General features: G+C 57.4%; 2 protein-coding genes and 1 pseudogene. 1 reads left to right on the top strand and 2 read right to left on the bottom strand.

What is annotated here, in order from left to right; genetic code table 11:
• Window positions 1-791 (bottom strand): GTP cyclohydrolase FolE2 (gene folE2, locus DBR24_RS06175; protein WP_128614210.1); only part of this gene is annotated, 791 nt, incomplete at its 3' end.
• Between the two features lie 84 nt (window positions 792-875).
• Here folE2 and DBR24_RS06170 point away from each other — a divergent pair.
• Entirely contained in the window at window positions 876-2078 is a 1203-nt protein-coding gene (locus tag DBR24_RS06170; protein WP_128614209.1) for an N-acetylmuramoyl-L-alanine amidase, read from the top strand.
• Here the strand turns inward: DBR24_RS06170 and DBR24_RS06165 are convergent.
• Window positions 2075-2173: pseudogene (locus tag DBR24_RS06165) on the bottom strand (glutamine synthetase); the annotation flags it as partial. The gene DBR24_RS06170 and the pseudogene DBR24_RS06165 overlap by 4 nt on opposite strands.

Below are 2173 nucleotides of genomic sequence, written 5' to 3'. Positions count from 1 at the left end.
CGCAGGGCCAGATTCAGTCGGCGGGCAGCGTCTTCGCAGAACATCAGATTTTGCCCGTTAGCGAGGGCGAAGGCTTGTTCGTCGGCGCGTTTCACTGCGGTTTGGACGGCAGTACCGAGCGCCGCTTCGGCGTCGTTGATGATTGCTGTCAGTGGCAACTCGTCGATGAATTCGTCCAGTTGAAGGTGCAATTCCGCAATGCTGCGTTGGCTGTGCGGCGTGGCGAGAATGCCTTGCGTTGATCCCAGCCAGGTCAAGACATCGGCATGTTGCAGCGACTTGTTGGCGAAGTCGTCGATGAATTGCTGCTGAATCAGCTGGCGGGCCAGCGCGGCGGAGCAAGGGCATGTTGATGAGTAGGGCACGTCGATTTGTAGTTCCACGTGGAACATTTGCTTTTCCAGACGAGCAGCAATGGTTGCCGGATAGGATTTCCAGCCGCTCAACGGACTGACCAGTGCGGGTCTTTTCAGCAGCAAATCGGTGTGGATATTCAGATAGGCGCTATTGGATAAACCCTCATGGCTGTCGAGAAACCGTTGCAGCACCTGCCGTATCAGCGCAGGGGAAAGGTTTTCCTGCTCGAGTGTTGCGAGCGCCAGATAGAGGCGAGACATATGAATACCGCGTGCCTCGCCATCATCCAGACTCACGCCAGCATCTGCCTTCGCACTCAGTTGTCGGCCTTCCAGCCACACAGGTAAAGCAATGCCGCGCATGCCCACCCATTCGAGAGGGAGAGCTTGGCGAGCGGCCTGCGCGGCGATGTCCGGTAAGGTCAGCGCATTCATGTTCAGCCCCATCGTGTTAATTGAAATTGATGTTACATTATAACAATTCAAATCACGATGCCTTTTTCATGAGCAGGCTTTCATATGCACAGACGCCATCTGCTTAACCTGATATTGGCCAGCGCGGCCTTCGCCCTTCCTTTCAGTGTCTCAGCCGCGCAAGTTCGTAACGCGCGGCTCTGGCGCTCGGGTGAGAAGTTGCGGCTGGTATTCGATTTGAGCGCACCGGTGCGCTACAAGACTTTTGCACTCAGCGCTCCAGAACGATTGATCATTGATCTGAGCGGCGCCAGTGTGACCGGCGATTTCAGTCAGTTAGCCCTCGGTAACACGGTGATCCGTTCAATTCGATCCGGCCATTTCGGTCAGGGTGATACGCGGATTGTTCTCGATCTGAGCAGTCCGGTGCTGCTTAACAGCTTCGTGCTGGCGCCGCAGGATGGCCAAGGGCACCGCTTGGTGCTTGATCTGGTGAGCGACAAACCGGCCCCGACCGCCCCAATGGTTCCACGTGAAACACCTGCAAAAGGCGTTCATCCTCAGCGCGACATTATCGTGGTCGTCGATCCCGGGCATGGTGGGAAGGATCCTGGCGCGGTTGGCGCCAAGGGCGAGCGTGAAAAAGATGTGGTGCTTTCCATTGCGCAACTGCTCGCAAAACGCCTGAAAAAAACCAGGGGTTTTGACGTGAAATTGGTGCGCAATGACGACTTTTTTGTGCCACTGCGCAAGCGGGTCGAGATCGCCCGCCAGCACAAGGCCGACCTATTTATCTCGGTGCACGCTGACGCAGCGCCACGCCTGACCGCATCTGGCGCCTCTGTGTATTGTCTTTCGGAAGGGGGCGCGACGTCGGCAACTGCGCGCTTCATGGCGCAACGCGAGAACGGTGCTGACTTGCTCGGGGCCACCCGCTTGCTCAACCTCAAGGATAAAGACCCGATGCTGGCCGGCGTGATTGTGGATATGTCGATGAATGCAACGATTGCCGCCAGTCTGCAGCTGGGCAGCACGGTGCTTGCCAGCTTGGCGGGAATCACCACGCTGCACCAGAAGCGCGTCGAACAGGCCGGATTTGCCGTGCTGAAGTCGCCGGATGTGCCTTCCATCCTGGTTGAAACCGGCTTTATTTCCAATGCTCGCGACAGCCAACGACTGGTTACGGCGAGGCACCAGCAAGCGGTGGCCGAGGGATTGTTCGATGGTTTACAGCGCTATTTTCAAAAGAATCCGCCGGTCGACAGTTACATCGCCTGGCAACAGGCACAACACAGTTCGCGGGTCTAACAGCCCGTTATGCGGCTGCAGGTGAACTTTGCGCTGCTACCACCGGAGCTGGAGAAGCGATTGATGGTGGTCCAGCCCACCCGACGGGTGTAGCC

Source organism: Pseudomonas sp. HMWF006 (genome assembly GCF_003061205.1).
In the GTDB taxonomy this organism is placed as follows: domain Bacteria; phylum Pseudomonadota; class Gammaproteobacteria; order Pseudomonadales; family Pseudomonadaceae; genus Aquipseudomonas; species Aquipseudomonas monsensis.
The sequence above is the reverse complement of the archived record's forward strand: the minus strand, read 5'-3'. Positions and strand labels throughout refer to the sequence as shown.

Coding starts and splice junctions, on each gene's coding strand:
- DBR24_RS06170 (WP_128614209.1), top strand. CDS start 876: ATGCACAGACGCCATCTGCTTAACCTGATATTGGCCAGCGCGGCCTTC.